The sequence below is a fragment of the Lancefieldella parvula genome, assembly GCF_963547875.1.
Lineage (GTDB): Bacteria > Actinomycetota > Coriobacteriia > Coriobacteriales > Atopobiaceae > Lancefieldella > Lancefieldella parvula_D.
The window spans coordinates 1-20,393 of record NZ_CAUUSI010000001.1 but is presented as its reverse complement, the minus strand read 5'-3'; the positions used below and the strand labels follow the sequence as shown (position 1 = coordinate 20,393).

The 20,393-nt window shown below is 43.8% G+C and carries 21 protein-coding genes; 18 read left to right on the top strand and 3 right to left on the bottom strand.

What is annotated here, in order from left to right; all coding sequences use genetic code 11:
* Positions 1–140: 140 nt before the first annotated feature.
* The gene (locus tag RWJ96_RS00110) at positions 141–887 is read right to left on the bottom strand and encodes a class I SAM-dependent methyltransferase (protein ID WP_314018251.1); all 747 of its coding nucleotides are present in this window, start codon (positions 885–887) and stop codon (positions 141–143) included.
* A gap of 268 nt (positions 888–1,155) precedes the next feature.
* On the opposite strand from RWJ96_RS00110, the gene RWJ96_RS00105 reads away from it, so the two are divergent.
* Positions 1,156–2,949 (top strand): oleate hydratase, encoded by a 1,794-nt coding sequence (locus RWJ96_RS00105; RefSeq protein WP_314018249.1) that lies wholly within the window; start codon positions 1,156–1,158, stop codon positions 2,947–2,949.
* 324 nt (positions 2,950–3,273) lie between these two features.
* Positions 3,274–4,038, top strand: coding sequence for a class I SAM-dependent methyltransferase (locus RWJ96_RS00100; protein WP_314018247.1), 765 nt, complete (start codon positions 3,274–3,276; stop codon positions 4,036–4,038).
* Between the two features lie 2 nt (positions 4,039–4,040).
* Here RWJ96_RS00100 and RWJ96_RS00095 read toward each other — a convergent pair whose 3' ends face one another.
* A complete protein-coding gene (locus tag RWJ96_RS00095; protein WP_035427585.1) occupies positions 4,041–4,931 on the bottom strand; it encodes an HAD family hydrolase in 891 nt (296 codons plus the stop codon).
* A gap of 127 nt (positions 4,932–5,058) precedes the next feature.
* On the opposite strand from RWJ96_RS00095, the gene RWJ96_RS00090 reads away from it, so the two are divergent.
* The 16 genes from RWJ96_RS00090 to RWJ96_RS00010 all read left to right on the top strand — a co-directional run bounded on the left by RWJ96_RS00090 (position 5,059) and on the right by RWJ96_RS00010 (position 19,748).
* Positions 5,059–6,456: a M20/M25/M40 family metallo-hydrolase gene (locus RWJ96_RS00090; RefSeq protein WP_314018245.1), complete on the top strand. Its 1,398-nt coding sequence runs from the start codon at positions 5,059–5,061 to the stop codon at positions 6,454–6,456.
* A gap of 66 nt (positions 6,457–6,522) precedes the next feature.
* Positions 6,523–7,254 carry a CDP-alcohol phosphatidyltransferase family protein gene (locus RWJ96_RS00085; RefSeq protein WP_314018243.1) on the top strand — a complete coding sequence of 244 codons (732 nt, stop codon included), beginning with the start codon at positions 6,523–6,525 and terminating at the stop codon, positions 7,252–7,254.
* 12 nt (positions 7,255–7,266) lie between these two features.
* Positions 7,267–8,490: a D-alanyl-D-alanine carboxypeptidase family protein gene (locus RWJ96_RS00080; protein ID WP_314018241.1), complete on the top strand. Its 1,224-nt coding sequence runs from the start codon at positions 7,267–7,269 to the stop codon at positions 8,488–8,490.
* Positions 8,490–9,332, top strand: coding sequence for an aminomethyl transferase family protein (locus tag RWJ96_RS00075; protein WP_314018239.1), 843 nt, complete (start codon positions 8,490–8,492; stop codon positions 9,330–9,332). Before RWJ96_RS00080 ends, RWJ96_RS00075 begins: the two co-directional genes overlap by 1 nt.
* Positions 9,329–9,709, top strand: coding sequence for a Rid family detoxifying hydrolase (locus tag RWJ96_RS00070; RefSeq protein WP_035427592.1), 381 nt, complete (start codon positions 9,329–9,331; stop codon positions 9,707–9,709). The genes RWJ96_RS00075 and RWJ96_RS00070 overlap by 4 nt, the downstream gene beginning before the upstream one ends.
* Before the next feature lie 38 nt (positions 9,710–9,747).
* A complete protein-coding gene (locus tag RWJ96_RS00065) occupies positions 9,748–10,164 on the top strand; it encodes an FHA domain-containing protein (RefSeq protein ID WP_035427594.1) in 417 nt (138 codons plus the stop codon).
* A 17-nt stretch (positions 10,165–10,181) separates the two neighbouring features.
* The gene (locus tag RWJ96_RS00060) at positions 10,182–11,045 is read left to right on the top strand and encodes a MerR family transcriptional regulator (RefSeq protein ID WP_314018238.1); all 864 of its coding nucleotides are present in this window, start codon (positions 10,182–10,184) and stop codon (positions 11,043–11,045) included.
* Between the two features lie 51 nt (positions 11,046–11,096).
* Positions 11,097–11,630 (top strand): adenine phosphoribosyltransferase, encoded by a 534-nt coding sequence (locus RWJ96_RS00055; RefSeq protein ID WP_035427597.1) that lies wholly within the window; start codon positions 11,097–11,099, stop codon positions 11,628–11,630.
* Between the two features lie 405 nt (positions 11,631–12,035).
* Positions 12,036–13,223: an NlpC/P60 family protein gene (locus RWJ96_RS00050; RefSeq protein WP_314018236.1), complete on the top strand. Its 1,188-nt coding sequence runs from the start codon at positions 12,036–12,038 to the stop codon at positions 13,221–13,223.
* 136 nt (positions 13,224–13,359) lie between these two features.
* A complete protein-coding gene (locus tag RWJ96_RS00045) occupies positions 13,360–14,946 on the top strand; it encodes a ClC family H(+)/Cl(-) exchange transporter (RefSeq protein ID WP_314018235.1) in 1,587 nt (528 codons plus the stop codon).
* Positions 14,947–15,614: 668 nt separating this feature from the next.
* Positions 15,615–16,376 (top strand): class I SAM-dependent methyltransferase, encoded by a 762-nt coding sequence (locus RWJ96_RS00040; RefSeq protein WP_314018234.1) that lies wholly within the window; start codon positions 15,615–15,617, stop codon positions 16,374–16,376.
* A gap of 121 nt (positions 16,377–16,497) precedes the next feature.
* Positions 16,498–16,881, top strand: coding sequence for a VOC family protein (locus tag RWJ96_RS00035; RefSeq protein WP_314018233.1), 384 nt, complete (start codon positions 16,498–16,500; stop codon positions 16,879–16,881).
* A 28-nt stretch (positions 16,882–16,909) separates the two neighbouring features.
* The gene (locus tag RWJ96_RS00030) at positions 16,910–17,506 is read left to right on the top strand and encodes a class I SAM-dependent methyltransferase (RefSeq protein WP_314018232.1); all 597 of its coding nucleotides are present in this window, start codon (positions 16,910–16,912) and stop codon (positions 17,504–17,506) included.
* A 77-nt stretch (positions 17,507–17,583) separates the two neighbouring features.
* Positions 17,584–18,426 (top strand): class I SAM-dependent methyltransferase, encoded by an 843-nt coding sequence (locus tag RWJ96_RS00025; protein ID WP_314018231.1) that lies wholly within the window; start codon positions 17,584–17,586, stop codon positions 18,424–18,426.
* Positions 18,427–18,461: 35 nt separating this feature from the next.
* Positions 18,462–18,989 carry a GNAT family N-acetyltransferase gene (locus tag RWJ96_RS00020; RefSeq protein WP_314018230.1) on the top strand — a complete coding sequence of 176 codons (528 nt, stop codon included), beginning with the start codon at positions 18,462–18,464 and terminating at the stop codon, positions 18,987–18,989.
* Positions 18,990–19,163: 174 nt separating this feature from the next.
* A complete protein-coding gene (locus RWJ96_RS00010; RefSeq protein WP_314018568.1) occupies positions 19,164–19,748 on the top strand; it encodes a DNA alkylation repair protein in 585 nt (194 codons plus the stop codon).
* A 105-nt stretch (positions 19,749–19,853) separates the two neighbouring features.
* Here RWJ96_RS00010 and RWJ96_RS00005 read toward each other — a convergent pair.
* A partial coding sequence (locus RWJ96_RS00005) for an FAD-dependent oxidoreductase (RefSeq protein ID WP_314018229.1) occupies positions 19,854–20,393 on the bottom strand: 540 nt, incomplete at its 5' end.

The following is a 20,393-nucleotide window of genomic DNA, read 5'->3' as shown; positions in this document are numbered from 1 at the left end:
GCTCCGCACATAATGCACAAAAGGGAAGGAAGTCGGTAGAGATGCCGGCTTCCTTCTTTGCTATCGAGCCCGAGTCTAGCTCGATTGATGTCTGTTTTGTGTTTGCTCCGTCTTAATCCTGCGTCGCCTTGATACGGTGCCTATCTTGGCTTTCTGCTCACTACGGCAATGTAGTTAAGGTCATCCGCGTGATCATTGAAGAACGTGAACATGCTGGTGAACATCTTGGTGTTCTCGGGTTTGAGACCGTTTCTAATTACCCTCAGAGCTCCGTCAGCACCCTCATCGGCAATAAGTCCTGCCGGATTCATAAGCGTCATCTTGCCGTTCTTTGTTTCTGGGCAGAAACCTGCTGACTCAAAGAGATTCTTCCAACCTGCAAGGGTTAAAGGCTTTACGTTGACGTTGATAGTTCTTGAGAGCTCGTGGACCAACTCATCGTCTTCTTTGAGCAAAAGTACGTCATGGGTAAGGAGCACACCGCCTGGCTTGAGTACTCGTGCATACTCTTTAACCGCAGACGCTTTCTGCTGGTCAGAGAGCATAGTGAGCATAGCCTCGTTAATAACGACATCAAAGCTGTTATCAGGGTAGGAGAGATTTGTAGCATCTCCTTGTTCCACTGTTACATACTGCTCGATGTTGTTTCTCGCGATATTTTCTTTCGTCTTAAGAAGCACATCTGTATTGAGGTCAATTGCGGTTACATGGCAGTGGAATCGCTTTACTAGCTCAACCGTAGTGGTTCCAATATTGCAAGCCACCTCAAGAATTTGAGTTTCTGGCGTAATCTCCACTGAGTTAAGCAACCAATTGGTTGCCTCAATACCTCCAGGACGCAGTCTTGTCTTACCCATACGTAGTAAAAACTCGTGACCAACTTCCATACTAAGACCCCCTTCATACTATGAAAGAAATTAAGTTAGCTTTATCTAACTAATACAAGTTAACCACATCATTACCTGCGAAAAAAGCCAAATTAATTGCTATTTTTGAAACAATTTAGCAGGTAGATTGCGACAAAAAATAACCTATATGTCCAATCGTTCTTTTTGTGCATTTTCTTTAGCAGTTTATAAGTTTATAGTGGACGCAAGGTAAGGGCGACTTACTAATTTTCGCAGGTAATTGATGCGGAATACTAAGGAGGAAGTTATGTATTACTCTGCTGGAACGTATGAATCGTTCGCTAAGCCAGAAAAGCCCAAAGATGCCGACAAAAAATCAGCCTATATCATTGGAACAGGACTTGCAGGTCTAGCTGCTGCGTTTTATCTTGTCCGCGATGGCCAAGTAAAGGGTACAAGAATTCACCTGCTCGAGAAGCTTGAGCTTGCAGGCGGAAGCTGCGACGGCCGCAAAGATGTAAGCAAGGGTTTCTACATGCGCGGTGGCCGCGAGATGGACAACCACTTTGAGTGCATGTGGGATATGTTCAGAGACATTCCATCTATTGAAACACCTGGTGTCTCCGTACTTGATGAGTACTACTGGCTTAACAAGCACGATCCTAACTACTCGCTCTGTAGAGCTTCCGAGAAGTGCGGCAAAGATGCCCACACAGATAAGAAGTTCAAGCTTGATAAAGAGTCTTCACTAGCGCTTGCCAAGCTGTTTATGACTCCCGAGAAGGACCTTGAGGGCAAGAAGATTAGTGACGTACTTCCTGATTCTTTCTGGAACACTAACTTCTGGCTTTATTGGCAGACCATGTTTGCGTTCCAAAGATGGTCTTCTGCTCTTGAGATGAAGCGCTATCTTTGCAGATTCTGTCACCATATTGACGGTCTTCCTGACTTTACTGCGCTGCGTTTTACCAAGTACAACCAGTATGAGAGCATGATTTTGCCACTGGTCAGGTATCTTGAGAATCACGGCGTAAGCGTTGACTATGGTATGGATGTCAAGAACGTCATCATCAATGACACCAATGGTAAAAAGGTAGCCACTCAAATTGTTTACGAGAAGAACGGCTCACAGCAAACCATTGATCTAACCGAAGACGATTTGGTGTTTATCACCAATGGCTGCTGCACCGATACCTCTTGCTATGGCGATCAAAATACCGCTCCAGACATTAGCAACGTCAGAAATGGCGTAGGGGAGTCCTGGGATCTGTGGAAGAATATCGCCGCTCAGGCCAAGCATGGCGAGTACGGCAATCCCGATAATTTCTGCAGCGACTTTGAGGCAACCAACTGGATGAGCGCTACTATCCAGACAAAAGACGAAGAGATTATCAAGAAGATTATTGGCGTCTGCAAGAGAGATCCAAGAGAAGGTAAGGTCACAACCGGCGGTATTGTAACTGTCAAGGATAGTACCGATAACTGGTACCTCTCGTGGACCATCAACCGTCAGCCACAGTTCAGGGCACAGGACAAGGACACTGTACTTATCTGGGTCTATGCGCTGAGCACCAACAAGCCTGGTAACTTTGTTAAGAAGGCTATGCGTAACTGCACCGGCGAGGAAGTGTGTCAGGAGTGGCTCTATCACATTGGTGTTCCAACCAAGAAGATTGAGGACTGGGCAAAGAACCGCTGCAACACCACTACGTGCTTCATGCCTTACATCAACGCATTCTTCCAGCCAAGAAAGGCTGAGGACAGGCCACTAGTTGTCCCTGAGGGTTCCGTTAACTTTGCCTTTATTGGACAGTTTGCCGAGACTCCTCGCGACACCATCTTTACTACGGAATACTCAATCCGTACTGGTATGGAGTCTGTCTACTCGTTGATGGATGTTGATAGGGGCGTACCAGAGGTTTGGGGTTCTCAGTACGACATCAGAGAGCTTCTAAGGGCAACCTATTATGCTCTGGACAAGAAAACGCTTGATAAGGCGCCGCTCTCGTTTAAGGAGAAGATGCTCTTAAAGGTAGCTCTCAAGGTCGTCAAGGGCACTGATATTGAGCTACTCCTCAGGAACAGCGGACTGATCAAGTAGGGGCGCGGAGAAACCCGCAGAGACGCGGAGAAATCCGCAGAGTCAAAACGATTGACTACACGCGATTAGACACGTACAAGAAACACAAAAGTGGCTGCAGATGACACGTCAAATGCAGCCACTTTTTTACGATTCAGATATAACACTTAGAGATAAGACTATCTGTACTAGGTTGCATGCTCTGTAGACCTGTATCAATTAGTTAAAAATGCATGTGGTACGAACAGCAAGAAAACAAATTATAATTTGTAGCGACAAGAAAAATGTAATGGTTCTACATGCGACTTAAATCAAAATACGACACTATTTTGAGGAGATTATAAGATGAATGACTACTTAAAATTAAATCAAGATAGATGGAATAAGGTAAGAAATGACTATACCGAACCACTAACGCATGAAGAAATAGAAGAAGCTAGAAACAGTCCAATTTCTGTTGCATTAACGGTCGGGAAAAAAGTTCCAACAGAATGGTTTGAAAAGACCAGCGGAAAAAAGATATTAGGCTTGGCTTGTGGTGGTGGACAACAGGGTCCCGTTTTTGCTGCTAAAGGCTATGACGTAACCATAATGGATTTTTCTACATCACAATTACAAAAAGATGAGATGGTTGCTAAAAGAGAAGGCTTAAAAATCAATACCGTTCAAGCTGATATGACAAAACCATTTCCTTTTGAAGATGAAACTTTCGATATTATTTTTAATCCAGTTTCGAATGTATACATTGAAGACTTAGAAAACATGTATAAAGAAGCAGCTCGCGTATTGAAAAAGGGTGGGCTATTAATGGTCGGCTTCATGAATCCTTGGACGTACATGTATGATGCTGACGTTGTATGGGACCACCCCGATGAGGAATTACTTTTAAAGTTTTCAATTCCCTTTAATTCAAGAAAGCTTGAAGAACAAGGCAAAATAACCATAGATCCAGCATATGGATATGAATTTAGCCATACCTTAGAAGCTCAGATTAGAGGACAACTTAAAAATGGCCTTGCTATGATTGATTTTTATGAGTCATGTGATAAAAGGAATCGATTATCACAGTATGGGAATGACTATATTGCCACGCTCTGCATCAAGCTCTAACCCTATAGAGTTCTCTTCAGAACAGCCTGGACAACGTCAGAATCAAAGTCTCCCTGAGCCTCTGTAAGCGCCTCTAAGAGCTGAGCTACGCCTTCCTCATACACGCTAGGCAACAGATACTTCGAGACAGCCTTAGCCTCGTCAGTTCCGTTTTCCATGCAGCATGAGTGATGAGCAATCTTAAGAAGATCAAGATCGTTTTCGGAATCGCCGCACACAATAACTTCTTCTGGCTTAAGACCTATAGTCTCAATGAGCTTCTCGAATCCCTGTGCCTTATTCCAACCACGATAATTGATGTCAAACCAACCAATATAGGGAGAAACCAACTCAACCTCTGGAACTGCACTGGTAACAGCCTCATAGATTTCTTGCGCGCGCTTTTCATCTTGGGGTAAGAGAAGACCTCCCGCATACATAGGGATATCTTTTGGAACGGACTGCGGACCAAGCCCTGGCACAAAAGTGTTAAACGAGGCTGCAAGATGATCTACTACCTCTTGAGTGGTATCAACTATTTTCCAACAAGAGGTAAATGACGTATCTAAAGGCTGCTCAAGCGGACCTTCTTGATAATACGTAAGCAAACAATCATCCATTGGAGAAATAACCTCGTAGATCTTCTCCATCATCTCGTAGGTAAATTGTTTGGTGAAAATGAGCTTGCCATTAAAGTAGAGAATCTTTCCACTAGAAAACACGCCAGTGTCTGTCAGGGAAACGTCAGACTTTAGATAAGAAAGTGCATCATAAACTGGCCTTCCGGTAGAAAGTCCAAACGCAATACCTGCGGCTTTAAGATTATTAATTGCCTGATGAGTTCTTTCTGAAATAGCCGGAGTGTCAGCGGGTTTTAACGTTTGGTCCATATCGGAAAGAACAAGCTTAATCATCAGGGCTCCCAAGATACGTGTGCTAAGTGAGTGTTTTGTTAATTCTACCAGCAAGAGTAGAGAAACGCGTAAAAATTGCCGTTATTATTACGTTATTAACTTAAAACTACGAGATTAGTAGAGGTCCATGAATATTTACGACCACTTTGCTCACGAGGATGAATATCCAGAGCTCAACATAGAGGCAATGTCTGAAAGACTTGCAAAGGCGCTGTCGTTTAAGACGGTGTATACCGACGCGGAGACAACCGATTGGTCTCAGTTTGATGCTCTTCAACAGCACATTGTTGATAGCTTCCCGTATGTTATGACCGCAGCCTCTAACGTTGAAGTGGTTGGCCACTCGCTCCTCATTGAGATTCCGGGATCTAACCCTAAGCTTCCTGCATTGATGCTTATTGCTCACCAGGATGTAGTTCCTGTTGTTCCTGGTACAGAAGACGCATGGACGCACGAACCCTTTGGTGGAGATGTCGATGACACCTACATTTGGGGACGTGGTGCGCTTGATATCAAAGACATGCTTATGGGCGAGCTTGAGGCACTTGAGTATCTGCTTTCACAGGGTTTCTCGCCAAGGCGCTCTATCTACCTGGCATTTGGCGAAGACGAAGAGGTCTTGAGCCACGGTGCCACTAGGCTTGCAGAAGTCATGGCCTCGCGAGAAATGCGTGCAGCTTGCCTTCTGGACGAGGGCACCACTACGTTTTTTGATGGCAGCGCCTACGGTGCGCCAGAGGCTACCGTGGCCGACATCTGTATCTCGCAAAAGGGCTTCTTGAACGTTAAGCTTACTGCGCCTGGTCACGGCGGACATTCCTCTAATCCGTTTGGTGGAACTTCACTTGAGCATTTGAGCTGTGCACTTGCTGCTCTTTCTAAGGCTAAACCTCAACCTGAGCTTAATGACATTGTTAAAGAAACCTTCAAGGTTCTTGCGTCAGAAATCACCGAGGAGCCTTTTGCTTCGCTGGTACATGACGTAGATACCAATGCAGATAAAATTGCTCTTGCCGCAGCTCAGATCAAAGAGCTTTATCCGTTTGTAACCACCACGTACGCTTTCAACATGCTTGAGGGTTCAAGTAGTGCGGCTAACGTTATGCCTGGTAATGTCAGCGCAACTATCAACATAAGGCTGCTCCCTGGTGTGAGTGTTGAAAAAACCGCTGAACACATTACACAGGTGGTAGCTCAGGTTGACCCTTCCATTAAGGTTGAGGCTTTGCATTCCACTCCTGCGGGAAGAATTGATTCTCCGACTGGTGCTGGCTATCATGAGCTCAAGGCCATTATGGAGCACTACCATCCAGGCGTTACCTTTGTTCCGTCCTTTGTGTGTGGTGGCACCGATTCTGTCCGCTACGAGGGAATCTGCGATTCTATTCTGCGCATTTGTCCTTTTAGGCCAACACCAGAAGATGAGGCTAATGGCGTTCATGGCATTGATGAGCGTATCGAGAAACGCGTCTATGCTCAGGGTGTTCGCGTTCTTGTGTCCTTTGTTAAACAAATGTGCCAATAATTTGCTCTTGCGCAACTTACGTTAAAATAGACACATGTTATGTACTACAAAAAGGGGAGTGAAACGTTGCAAACTAGGCAGCAGCTAGCTAATCAAGTAGCATCCCAAATTAAAGAAGCAGCAGACGCCGATGCAGCAAAAGCGCAGGCAGAGGGAACTATTACTGATCCAGTTGGTAGTTCCAACAATCCTTCTAACGCTATTTTTACTGTTGCAAACGTCATTACCTTTTGCAGATTAATCCTTACGATTATCTTTCTTGTGCTTTTCTCAACAGGTGGAAATCGTTGGGTTGCGCTTGGCTGTTATGTAACCGCAGCTGTTACCGACTTTCTTGACGGTCAGGTTGCTCGTAGAACGCAAACTGTCAGCTGGCTAGGCAAAATCATGGATCCTATCATGGACCGAGTGCTTCTTATCACAGGTGTTCTTGGCCTCTTGATTATTGGTGAGCTTCCTCTCTGGATTCCACTCTTTGTTATTGGACGAGATGTTTACCTTACTCTTGGTGCTCTTGCAGTTCGTAAATTCCGCAGGCGTCCTATTGATGTTGTCTTTGTTGGTAAAGCAGCAACTGCATTTTTAATGACTGGATTTAGTTTGCTTCTTCTGGGTATTCCAGTAGTCTCTGGGCTTGGTCTGGTAAACGTTAGCTGGCTTCCAGGACTTAATTCTGAAAGCAGCGCTCTAGGTATCTTCTTTGTGTATATAGGAATTGTTTTCTCGGCAATTACCGCCATTGTTTATACTGTTGAAGCGGCTAAAATAGTTAAAGATAGTAAAAACACTCAAGCATAAGTTAGGTTGTTTATGACTTTCCTTCAGCACAACCATGTATCTTTGCGCCAGCTCTCTCGTAAGACGCTGGCTTTTCTTGTTAGCGTGCTGCTTGTACTTGTTCTAGCTGCTCCTTTTGCTCCTGCAACTACGGCTCTGGCAGAAAACACCTCTTCTAACAAGTCTTCTGTAACCGATGAGCCAAAACTTACTGAGGCAACTACTGCCATTGTCACCGATGCACAAGGAAACGTCCTCTGGAGCAAAAACCCAGATCAAGAGCTTCCTATGGCATCCATCACCAAGGTAATGACTGCAATTGTTGCGCTTGATTCTGGCGTTAATCTTGATGAGCCTTGTGAAATCACAGTTCCAGATCTTGAAGAAGGTTCGCAAGTTGCCGGTTTGACCTCGGACGATACGCCTACACTCAGACAGCTGATCATGATGATGCTGGTGTATTCCGCTAATGACGCAGCTTATAACATTGCTGTCAACGTATCTGGCTCTCAGCAGGCCTTTGTCGATCAAATGAACAAGAAGGCTGTAGAAATTGGCATGACTCACACGCAGTTCCAGAATCCTCACGGCCTCGATGCTGATGGTCACTATTCAACCGCGCGCGATCTTGCTCTGATGGGTCGTTATGCGCGCGAGCACTATCCACTTATCGCAAGCGCTGTGCATACCAGGTCATACACTACTACGGTAGGAGGGGAGCAGCGCACGTTCCACTCAACCGATGATCTTATGGACACCTACCGAGGTCTTCTCGGCATTAAAACAGGTGCAGAAGACTCTGGTACTGCCTTCTTGGGCGCTTCCAAGCGCGGGAACATTACGCTTTATACCTGTGTGCTTGGTTGCGAGACTACGCAAGGTCGTTTTGACGATACCGCCATTCTGATGAACTGGGCTTATCGCAATTACAATCGCGTAAGCATCCAGCGAACTGACCAGATTGTGCAGATTCGTACGAGCGAGGACAATTTCTTGCTCTCTGCTGTGGTTAAACCATCAACTTCTACCACGTATATGGCATGGCCTGGCTCTAAAGACTTCACCTATCAGACCTCCATGCTTTCTCCCAACTATCCAGTAGCTAACAACCAGCTGATTTCTTCAACTGACTGGTCCCAAGATTCCGCGCAGGTAGGCACTACCATGACGCAGGCACATCTGACGCTGTGGACTATTCCAGCCTATAACCTCTTTGACCTGTATTCGGTTGCTCCGTATCTCTTTGGGAGAAACTAATGTCTGAGCAGAAACGCTCTATCCTTCATACCGAGCTTGAGTATCTTGGCGCACAATTCTCAACCTCAACTGAAGGCTTCAACTTAGCCCAATCTTTCTATGGCGAGAAACCCCTTGAGGAAGCTCTAAAAGATTGTGCTCTTATTGACCTGAGTGGTATCGGCTACACGCTGGTGAGTGGTACATCAGCTCAAAATTTTGTGGAAGCTGTCTTTGCAGGTAAACAGCTTGAGGTAGGAGAGACTTCATTTGAGTGTGCACTTACGGGAGACGGATCTCTGTCTTCAATCGGTCTTCTCGCGCGTTCTGGTCAAAACGAGTACGTGGTACTTGATGCGTCTGAGCGCTCTCTTGTTCTAGACGAGTGGCTTTCTATCATTGCGTCAGTCGAGCAAAACGGTGTAGCTCCTTATGCAGAAGTGTCTTTGGAAGATGCAACTCCGCTGCTTACTCCACTTCTTCTTGCTGGTAAAAAGACCAAGAAGGTCCTTATGGACTACCTGGGAGAACAGACGCTTCCAGAAGACTCAAAACTTTGTAATCTTATGCTTGACCAAACAATCCCAGTACTTGTAGCCAATGTTTCAACTAAGAAAGTACCTGCATATCTGGTTATGGTTCCACCAGTACATACGGTAATTCTTTTTAGAAGCTTGCTTTCTTTTGAAACAGTCCATCCTCTTGGACATAAGCAACTCATTGAAGGCCTTAAGACCTATCTTCCATGGTTTTCAGAACTTGCAAGTAACACTAAAGTAGTAGTAGCTAAAGATAAACTTGAGGGTTGGGGTTTACTCAGAGCCTCTGATGATTTCATTGGTGCAAGGGGTGATCTTCTATGAAATATGCAATTAATGCAGTAGGTGTTCCTGCTCCTATGGGACCATACTCTCAGGGTACTACTGCAGGTAGATTGGTATTTGTCACAGGTCAAATTGCAGTTTCTGCAGAAGACCCAAAGGAGCTCATAGACGGAGGAATTGAAGAGCAGACTACTCGTGTCATACATCTTGCTCAGTCAATTCTGGCAGAGGCAGGATGCACCCTTTCTGATGTAGCTCAGACAACTATCTACCTTGCTGATATCAATGATTTGCCTAAGGTAAACGAGATTTACAGGCAGTACTTTGTTCTTCCTGCACCTGGCAGGGCAGTTGTTGAGGTTTCTGCGTTGCCTCTTGGTGCGCTCATCGAAATGGACTGCATTGCGTGTCGTTAAGCGTTATTATTATCTTGTAACCAAATTAAGGAGAAACCATGTCAACTGACGACATCAAACAGCAGTCACCAGACTCAACAGAGATTTTCCGCATGCCATCAGCTGACGCTACGGTTCCAGACCTTATGGCTCAACAAAAGCCAGCACACCCTGTCCTTACTATTGTCAAGGGACCACAGACTGGTCAGACTTTTGAGCTCAATTTACCTCAGATTTCTCTTGGTAGAGACCCAAAGAGCAGTGTTTTCTTGAATGACATGACAGTTTCCAGAAATCATGCCACCATTGATCTCTCTAATCTTGCCCTTGGTTATGCAACTATTGAAGATCTTGATTCTCTCAATGGTACCTGGGTTGATGGTGCCATTATTAACAAGGCTACCCTGCGTGATGGCTCAACTATTCAGATTGGCACCTTCCGCATGGTCTTCCATACCAGCAGAGTTTCAGCTTAAGGTTAAAGGATAGCTTTATGGCTGATTCAGGCTTTCTTACCATTGGTAAAGTAGTCAAGAAATTACAGACTCTCTATCCTGACTTGAGTGTTTCTAAAGTCAGATATCTGCAGGATGAAGGTTTGCTTACTCCTACCAGAACTGCTGGTGGCTATCGTCTGTATTCCCAAAAAGACGTTAAGCGGCTTGAGACTATTCTGTATCTGCAGAAAAGCCGTTTTATGCCACTCTCAGTTATTAGAGAAGAGCTTGATAGGCAAGATAAAAACCCTGAAGTTGAACAACAGGTCAAAACTCAGACTGACGAGGCAACTGGAGCTGAGGCTCAGGCTGCACCTGAAGCTCAAAGTTCTTCTCACCAGGCTCAACCTCAGCTTGATGGAAAGCAAGTGTCTCAGGCAATTCTTGGCGCAACGCATGCTGATGCTATTGTGGTACCTGTGGATGACCCTGAGGTTGTTCAGAAATATCACGCCATTGATCGCATTCCAGAGATTGTGGGATGTTCTGTAGGCTTTGTGCGTCAGCTTTCCGAAGCAGGCGTCATTACGTTAAAGCGCTCTCCACATGGTAGAGACCTTGTAGATGGCAAGGATCTTACGCTGATTCGCCTGTGTAGTGAGCTTCGTCACTTTGGTTTTGAGCCCAAGAACCTGCGTCAATACGTTATGGCTGCAAACCGAGAATCTAGCATGTTTGCCAAGTCGCTTGTCGTATACGCTAAAAAAGGTGGGGGAGTTGAAGTTGACCATACTGACGAGACTCGTCAGAAGTTTATGGCAGCTCTGACCCGCATGTTAGGTCTTACCAATGCGGTTAGAAATGAACTTATCACTAAATTAGTTCGTGAATCTTTTAAGGATATGCATCTAGACGAGTAATCTAGGTATATATAACTATTCATTGATTTTGATTTTGAATGTGAGGACATTGTGTCTACGTATGATTATGAGAGTCATATCATTAGCATTCCTGATTATCCAGAGCCTGGCGTTATCTTTAAAGATGTAACTCCACTTTTTAAAGATCCCGAGTGCTTCCACGCAGTTGTTGATGACATTGCAGAGCACTTTGCTGATGCGGGAATCACCAAGGTTATTGGTGCTGAGGCTCGTGGTTTTCTTGTTGGAACCCCTGTAGCCTACAAACTGGGCGCAGGCTTTGTTCCTGCTCGTAAGCCAGGCAAGCTGCCTCGTGAGGTCTACGCACAGGCTTATGACCTGGAGTACGGTACCAGCGAGCTTCAGATTCACACCGATGCTCTTACCCCAGACGACGTTGTTCTTATTGCTGATGACCTGGTTGCTACTGGCGGCACCTGTGTTGCTTGTGCGCAACTTGCCGAGAAGGCCGGTGCAAAAGTAGCTGGCTTTGCATTTGCGCTTGAGCTTTGCTATCTGCACCCAAGGGAGATTATTGGCAAGTGCTTTGACCAAGAGGTCTACACCCTTATTAAGGTTCAATAAGCTGAATCACTTACATCATTCTTACTTTAACCTTACAATGTTGGCTGACAAGACTACGTGCTTGTCGGCCATTTGTCTTATTTACATAAGCATTTTGTTAATGACAGTAAACTTGTTTGCAATACATAGAATTTCTCCATAATTGCAGGTCAAAGATAAATTTATGTAATGATATTTGCCCGCTCCATGCTATATAACTGCACAAATAGTCTTTGAAATTTGTATGAAATGTCATTTTCGGGGTAAACTATTCAAATACTCGATAGGGTAGCTTCCTATTTACACGGGTTTCTCGCTAAGAAATCGGCGAGTTGACTTTGATTTTTTATCAAATGAGCTATCCTAGATGGCAAAGCAAAGCAACACGTTGCCCAATTGATTTCGTGCTTTGCGGAAGGAGCTTATATGTCACAGCGCCGATCTTTCACAAGACGAGACGCTCTCTTATTTGCAGGTCTTGGTGTAGCTGCTACGCTGCTTACCCCAGCCAAGCTATTCGCAGACCCACAAAGCGATCTTGAGGCCGCATCTGCCCAGCTAGACTCTCTTGGTGCAGCTCTTGCAGAGGCCATGGATAACCTTAACGAGAAAACCTATGCACTTGACGCTACCAACAACAAGATTGGTGAGGTTCAGGAGCAGATTGCAGAGACTACAGACCAGCTCAATAAGCAACGTCTTGTCCTTTCTGCAGCAATGAAGAGTGCTTATAAGGCAGGCCCACAGGAGACTTTGGACTTCCTCCTTGGAGCATCTAGCCCAGAGGACTTTGTCAGCCGCGTCTACTATATGGACCGCACCAGCAAGCAGGAGGCTGACTCCATCAATACCGTCAAGGCTCTTGGTGACCAGCTTCAGGCTCAGCAGCTTGAGCTTCAGGCTGAGCAGGAGAACCTTCAGGCTCAGGTCGCTGAGATGAAGACCACCGCAGATGGCCTTCAGAGCCAGGTTGCAGAGGCTAAGGCTTACTATGATTCCCTTGATGCAGAGGTAAAAGCTCAGCTTGCTGCTCAAGAGGCTGCATCAGCTAACAACAACGTTGCTTATGCAATTGAGACTGTTACTCGTGAGACTCCTTCTAACAGCTCTGAGTCTAACGACAGCTCCTCTAACGATTCCAGCTCCAGCTCTTCAAGTTCAAGCTCCTCTAGCTCTTCTAGCTCCAGCAGCTCTAGCAGCTCCAGTAGCAGCTCTAATTCTGGTGGTGGGTCATCATACTCCGGCGGTGGCGGTGGCTACCCAGCTGCAGGCGGTGGCGTTGCTACAGCTTATGCTTGCATTGGCTACCCATACGTTTGGGGAGGAGCTTCCCCTGCTACAGGCTTTGACTGCGGCGGCCTGATTTATTACTGCTTCCTCGGCTACCGTGCAGGTACCGCAGGAACCATTGGCCGTGCTATTCGCGCTGCTGGTAACTGGCATGATTCCCTAGACGAGCTCAACTATGGCGATATTGTCTTTACCCGCGCAGGCTATGAGCACGTCGGAATCTACATCGGCGGTGGCCGCATGATTCACGCAGCTAACGAGTCTGTCGGTGTTATCGAGGGTCCTGTTTATGCTTGCTATGGTGGAGGACCATTCTCCGGCTAATCAATAGCCAGGGACACCAGGTGCACTCGCTACGTACAATTTCTGTACAAAGTTTTAACTCACGCACGTAAAGTCGTACAATATCCAAGTACGCTTTACGTGCTTTTTTATTAGCCATAGACTGCTAGGGGAGATTGTGGCGTTTCATCTCAAACATAAAACAAACATTATTGAGCGTCACTTTTCTCGTAGATTTCAGGTAGCCCTTATTGGAGAAGGCCTGCTTGTTGGCCTTCTGGGTGGTGGCGTAGTCACACTGTATCGCCTTTGTCTTTCTTTTGCAGAAGCTCAAATGCGCTCCATTACTCAATCAATCGCAGGTAATTGGCCGTATATGGCTCTCTGGTTTGGTGTTCTGATTATTCTTATGGCGGCCGTTTGTCTACTCATGAAGTTTGAACCCTACACCGCTGGCTCTGGAATCCCTCAGACCAACGCTGAGGTCATGGGATCTGCCGATATGCCTTGGTATCGAGTTCTTCCTGTTAAGTTTATCCAGGGCGTTCTAGTTGCCTTTGGTGGCCTTTCTATGGGACGAGAAGGCCCAGCAGTCCAGTTAGGCGCTGTTTCTGGTAAAGCGGTCTCAAAATTCCTTAAACGCAAAAGGGGAGAAGAACGTCTTCTGGTAACCTGTGGCGCTGCTGCGGGTATGTCAGCCGCTTTTCATGCCCCTCTTACGGGCACACTTTTTGCTATTGAAGAGATCCAAAAGGAGTTTCATGCTCCACTGATCATCTCGGCAATGACCGCATCAGTAGGCGCTGACTTCCTGGTTTCTAACGTCCTTGGCATGAAGCCTGTCCTTCAGCTTCCATACGTGGCACCATTACCTCATGTCGACTTTGCATTTGTTCTTATCGTCGGTTTTACCTGCGGTTTATTAGGAGCGCTCCACAATAAAGGAATGTTCTTTGCCCAGGGGCTGTACAAAAGGATAACTAAGTTTGCGCCTTTCTCGAGGCTCATTATTCCATTCATGCTAGCTGGAATTATGGCTTTTACCTGGCCAGATCTTCTTTGTGGTGGCGATGCCATTATCGAGAAAATCAAAGAGCCAGCAACGCTCACTGAACTCATGGTTATAGCGCTTTTACTGGGTAAATACTTCTTTACCACAACATGTTTTGCTGCTGGAACGCCTGGCGGAACTCTCTTTCCAATGGTTGTCATGGGAACACTTGTTGGAACACTGTTTGCCCTGGTAGCAACCCATGTTTTTGGCATACCTATGGCATATGCACCAAACTTTATTGCTATGGGCGTTGCAGGCATTTTTGCCGGAGCAGTAAGAGCGCCAGTCACCGGAGTAGTGCTTATATTTGAACTCACAGGTTCTCTTGAGGCTCTTATGGCTATGTCTGCAGTTGCAATTGTGTCCTACGTAACCGCAAATATCCTGCGTGTTGACCCGTTCTACGAGCACTTACTTGCAGAATTTTTGGCTTCTCAGCAAGGGGAGCCTAAACCAACACTTGATTCTGGCGAGAAAATCCTTCATGAGTTCACTATTGGTCAAGGAAGCCCCATTGAGGGCAAATTGCTCCAAGATATCCCATGGCCTGACAAAGTGAGGGTTGTAACTATCGATCGTGCGGGCTTGGAGATTATTCCAACCGGCCAAACTGAATTGATGGCACTCGACAAGATTCTTGTAATTTTTGATGAGATGTATGAAAGCGATGTCATGATTAAATTGAATGTCATGACCGACTCATCGGTATAGCACTTATCGCTGTCGCATACATTACAGCAAAGGAGAGGGCCTCAAAATCCTTCTCCTTATTCTTCAATTCATTAGTTTACATAATATCGATTATCAGACTTTTATATAATAGAACAGAATTTAGAGGTCTTATACGTCTATATATCTAGAATACTTTATCTTGCATCGGCTTTTATATCCTACGTCTCATTACTTCAAAATTTGAGCCTCTGAGAGCCGTTTTAAGCCACGATATTAATTACTTATGAGTAATTACACCTATAGCTCTATAAGCTATGTTTGAAGACATAATAAATTTAATGACTTTTCAATTTGATAAGGTGGCAACAATACTGAATCTTTTATTTATAAAATGACTTTCTTTGTATCTCTCTCTAAAACTAATTTTTAGAACTGAACGTTTTTATAGTTATACATATTGATAAATCATCTTGGAATAATTTAATAACAGAGCTTTATATAATCAATGTATTGATGATACAAAATTACACCGCATCATACTTCATTGTATGCTTTTGACCTTTTACTCCCCTTTTATATATCAAATAAGCAATCTACCTGCATAAATATAATAAATAGGCAGGTAGATTAGGTAAAAATTCTTCTATACAGTCAAACAATATATAATAATTGTACATCCGAAAATCACGGTCTTAAGGAAACATACTATGGAAAAACAAGCACTTCTCGCCCAATGGCTTCATGAACAAGAAATTGCTCATATCAAGGGATGGGATTTCTCCCATATTAGGAACAGATATAAAGAAGAGGATGATCTTCCATGGGACTTTGGAAGTATCATCAAATCCTATCTACACGATACTGATTATCTATTAGATATGGAAACGGGTGGTGGAGAATTTCTTTTGTCTTTTCTCACCAATCCTAAACAGACTGCAGCAATTGAAGGTTATGCTCCAAACATCAAACTGTGTGAAGAGAGACTCCTTCCTTTAGGGATAGACTTTAAGGCAGCTGACGGAGGAGATGAGCTTCCGTTTGAAGATGATTACTTTGATCTTGTTACCAACAGACACGGTAAATACAACATACAAGAACTAAGAAGAATTCTTAAAAGTGGAGGTATGTTTCTTACGCAACAGGTTGGCGCTGAGAATGACAGGGACCTTGTAAAGCTTCTACTAGGAGATATCGAACTTCCCTTTCCTAAAGCTTATTTAAGTATTGCCAGACAAGAATTAATAAATAATGGATTTGACATTATTGAGGAAGCTGAAGCCTATAGGCCAATAGAATTTTATGATGTAGGTGCTCTTGTTTGGTTTGCAAGAATCATTGACTGGGAATTTCCATACTTTGAAGTCAAAAAATACCAAGAGAACCTCTTTAAAGCTCAGAAAATTATTGAACAAGATGGCGTAATCAAAGGAAAAATTCATCGATACTACTTTGTGGCGAGGAAAAAGTAATATATCAACGCAATTGACACTATGATTCCAATTAGAGACAGTATTGATTTGTTCTTCTCGACGTATTTAGAAGATGGGCTACAAAAAAGTATCAGGCAACTATAGATTTTCGGAGACAACCATGAGAATTGAACATATCGCATTGTATGTAAACGATATAGAGGGTGCCCAACAGTTTTTTGTGAAGTACTTTGGGGCAACATCTAACGACAGCTATCATAATCCTCAAACGGATTTTCGCTCATACTTCCTTTCCTTCGATAAAGGCGCACGACTTGAAATCATGAACAAACCTAACATGTCAGATTTACCAAAAGCGATCAACCGCACGGGATACGCTCATATTGCATTTAGTATCGGAAGTAAAGAAAAGGTAGATACCCTCACTGCGGAGTTGAAAGCAGACGGCTATGAAGTCATCAGCGGACCAAGAACAACCGGAGATGGCTATTATGAAAGTTGCATTATTGCCCTTGAAGACAATCAAATTGAAATTACGGTTTAACTAAAAATTTGAATGGATAATATCGGATATGAAGAAAACAATTTGGGATTGGTATGCCCCGTTCTATCGCCAATCCATGCTTCCTGATAAAAAAGCATATCAATGGATGTACGATCGTATCTCACACGTTGTAAAAGACAAAACTGTTCTTGAAATTGCAACTGGACCAGGACTTATAGCAAAACATATTGCCTTTGTAGCAAAGAGCATTACTGCAACAGATTATTCTGCTGATATGATTAAAGAGGCTCAAAAGGATACATATCCAGAAAACCTCACCTTTGAAATTGCTGATGCTACTTGTCTCCCCTATGCAAATCAGTCTTTTGACGTTGTTGTTATTGCAAATGCGCTGCACATCATGGAACACTCGGACAAAGCCTTACAAGAGATAAGACGTGTCTTAAAAAATGGAGGCATGCTAATTGCTCCAAACTTTGTCAATCATACTGAAGTTAATACGTTCTGGAAATCTTTTCTAAAAATCGTCGGTGTTAGTTTTGAGCACCATTGGACAGAAGATACTTATCCTCAGTATCTTGAATCACAAGGATGGAAAATAGAATTTTCTAAAACTATTGTAGCTAGGCTCCCTCTATGTTATGTCGAATGCAGTCAAAAATAATATAGACCACTTATAAATAATGTATTCTTTTAATAAATTGTATCAATCAAATGCATGTTCTCTCAAAAGGATTCACCGTGGATGACAAGCTACAGATACAGCCCGGAACAGCACAAGAAACACTTATTATCCCACTTTATGCCCGAAAGAAATGTGGTGACAAGTTTCCTGAACTCTACGCAGACCCTGCAGCAACAGAAATTTGTAACAGATTAGATTATGATTTTTCAGAACTCAATAAGAAATATGACACAACGTTCTATGAATTTGGCGCACTTGAAGGTGCCATGCGACAGCTCGACATAATGTATGAAATAAACGATTACCTCAGAAACCATCCAAATGCCTCAATCGTATGTCTTGGGTGTGGACTCGATCTTGACAGCAGGAGATGTGGAAACCAACAAAACAAAATATTCAATGTGGACTTTCCAGATGTTATTGCCATGCGAGAAGAACTGGCAGGCACAAATCCAAGAGAAACCAACATTGTCTCCGACTTGACGGACCTCTCTTGGATGGATCAAGTTGATGCACGCAATGGCGCTGTTTTTTACGCAGCAGGCGTCTTTCACTATTTAAAAAAAGAAAACGTCAAAGCTATTGTCTTAAAAATGACTGAACTTTTTCCTGGATGTAGACTCGTCTTTGATACGGTTGGAACTTTAGGCTACAAACTCATGATGAGAGTCATCCTAAAAAAGCATGGAATGAATAATTTTGGCAATCTGTTTTACACCAATAATTCAGTAAAAGATCTCTCCTCCTGGTCAGATAAGATTTCCGTTTCATCCAAAGGATACATGCTGGGTTATTACGATATGAAATTACCAAGTATCAAAGGTATTCATCGTCTTCTGGCAAACATCGGAGACAATATAATGCACATGCAGATTGTTAAGATAGAATTGCTGTATTAAAAGTACTAAAAAGCTTAACAGGCTCAGGGAGTTACATGAATATTGCCCTTATAAAACCAAGCGAGAAAACCAAAGCACAGCTCTTTGACATGCTTGAAGAATGGACACAAGACATCGAGGCAAACCATACAAACTCTTCTCCACGAAGAATATTTCTGTATGACTATCATAATTTCGAACAGTATCTAGGTTTCTTAGAAACCAAAGAAAAAACCTCAGACGGAAGAGTTCCTAGTACGACCCTCTTTTGTTTTGACTTTGACAGAAATATCTTTGTTGGCGCAGTTGATATCCGTCATTATCTTAATGATGGTCTTCTTTTAAGTGGTGGACACATTGGAGATGGTATCCGTCCAAGTGAGAGAAGAAAAGGATATGCAACGGCAATGATTGCTCTTGCGCTCAAAGAATGCAAAAAATTAGGAATTGACCGTGTTTTAATGTGTTGCCGTAAAGATAATATTGGCTCGGCAAAGTCCATTATTAATAACGGTGGGATCTTAGAAAATGAAGTCTTTGATGAGGATGGTATTCTCACCCAAAGATATTGGATTACTCTTTAGAGGTTCTTCTCACTTGTCTACAAGGCTTGATATACATTGAAATGGATTTATTTATATATTCATATTCCCATATGAAACAAAGGATAGCCTAATGATTCAAGATGAGCTCTTTGCACTTCAAGATACAGAATATGCCTCTTTTCAAAGTAAACTCATGCCCACTGTTCCAAAAGAATCAATTATTGGCGTGCGCGTTCCTCAACTCAGAAAGCTTGCAAAAAAACTTGGAAAAGCAAAGAAGCTCAAGAGTTTCTTCTCGCCCTCCCGCATGACTACTACGACGAAAACATGCTGCATAGCCTACTTGTTTCCGAGATTAAAGACTTTGACGACTGTATCTTAGCGATTGATGCATTTCTTCCTTATGTCGATAACTGGGCCGTGTGTGACATCTTGTCGCCGCGGGTTTTCAAAAAGAATCGTACACGCCTTTTAACTGAAATTTCGAGCTGGGCATCTTCGAGTCATGTATATACCTGTCGCTTTGGTATAGAGATGCTTATGACCCATTTTCTTGATGAAGATTTTGACTCAAAATACCTTGAGATTCCTGCGCAAATTCACTCAGACGAATACTACGTTAACATGATGATTGCTTGGTTCTTTGCAACGGCTCTAGCCAAACAGTGGGATTCTACACTACCCTATCTTGAAACCAAAAAGCTGGACACGTGGGTATTTAATAAAACGATTCAAAAAGCATGCGAAAGTTATCGAATTACCAAAGAACAAAAAACTTATCTTAGAAGTTTGAAATAGTACTTTGAAAATAGCTGATATGGCTTTTTAGTAGGCTATCTAAATATTTAGGGGATCGAATAGATCGATCCCCTATCAAATATCTATCAAATATGAAATAAGAATTTATCCTTCAACAGGCTGTCCAAGATATGAGGCTACAGAAGTTGCGGCAATGGCACCGTCTGCAGCTGCGGTAATAATCTGTCGTAATGGCTTCTTATTAAGGTCCCCTGCGGTAAAGAGACCAGGTGTCTTAGTAGCCATACGCTCGTCAGCAAGGACATATCCCTGCTCGTCAAGGTCTACGAGGTCTGTTAGAAGCTCGGTTGAAGGCACGCGACCTACCAAGACAAAGACGCCAAAGCTGCCCTCATCAAAGGTCTCTGTGCGCTCTTCTCCCGTCTGGTTATTACGGAACGTAATAGAGGTAAGCAAATCATTGCCATCAACTGCAGTGATGCTGGTCAGATAACGAATCTCTGTCTTAGGATTCTCCTCGAACTGCTTAATTGCAGTTGCGTTAGCTCTTAGGTGATCCTTGCGGACAATAAGAGTTACTTTGTCAGCAAAACGAGCCAGGAACTGAGACTCCTCTACAGCGGTGTTGCCGCCGCCGATAACAAATACCTGCTTACCGCGATAGAACATTCCATCGCAGGTAGC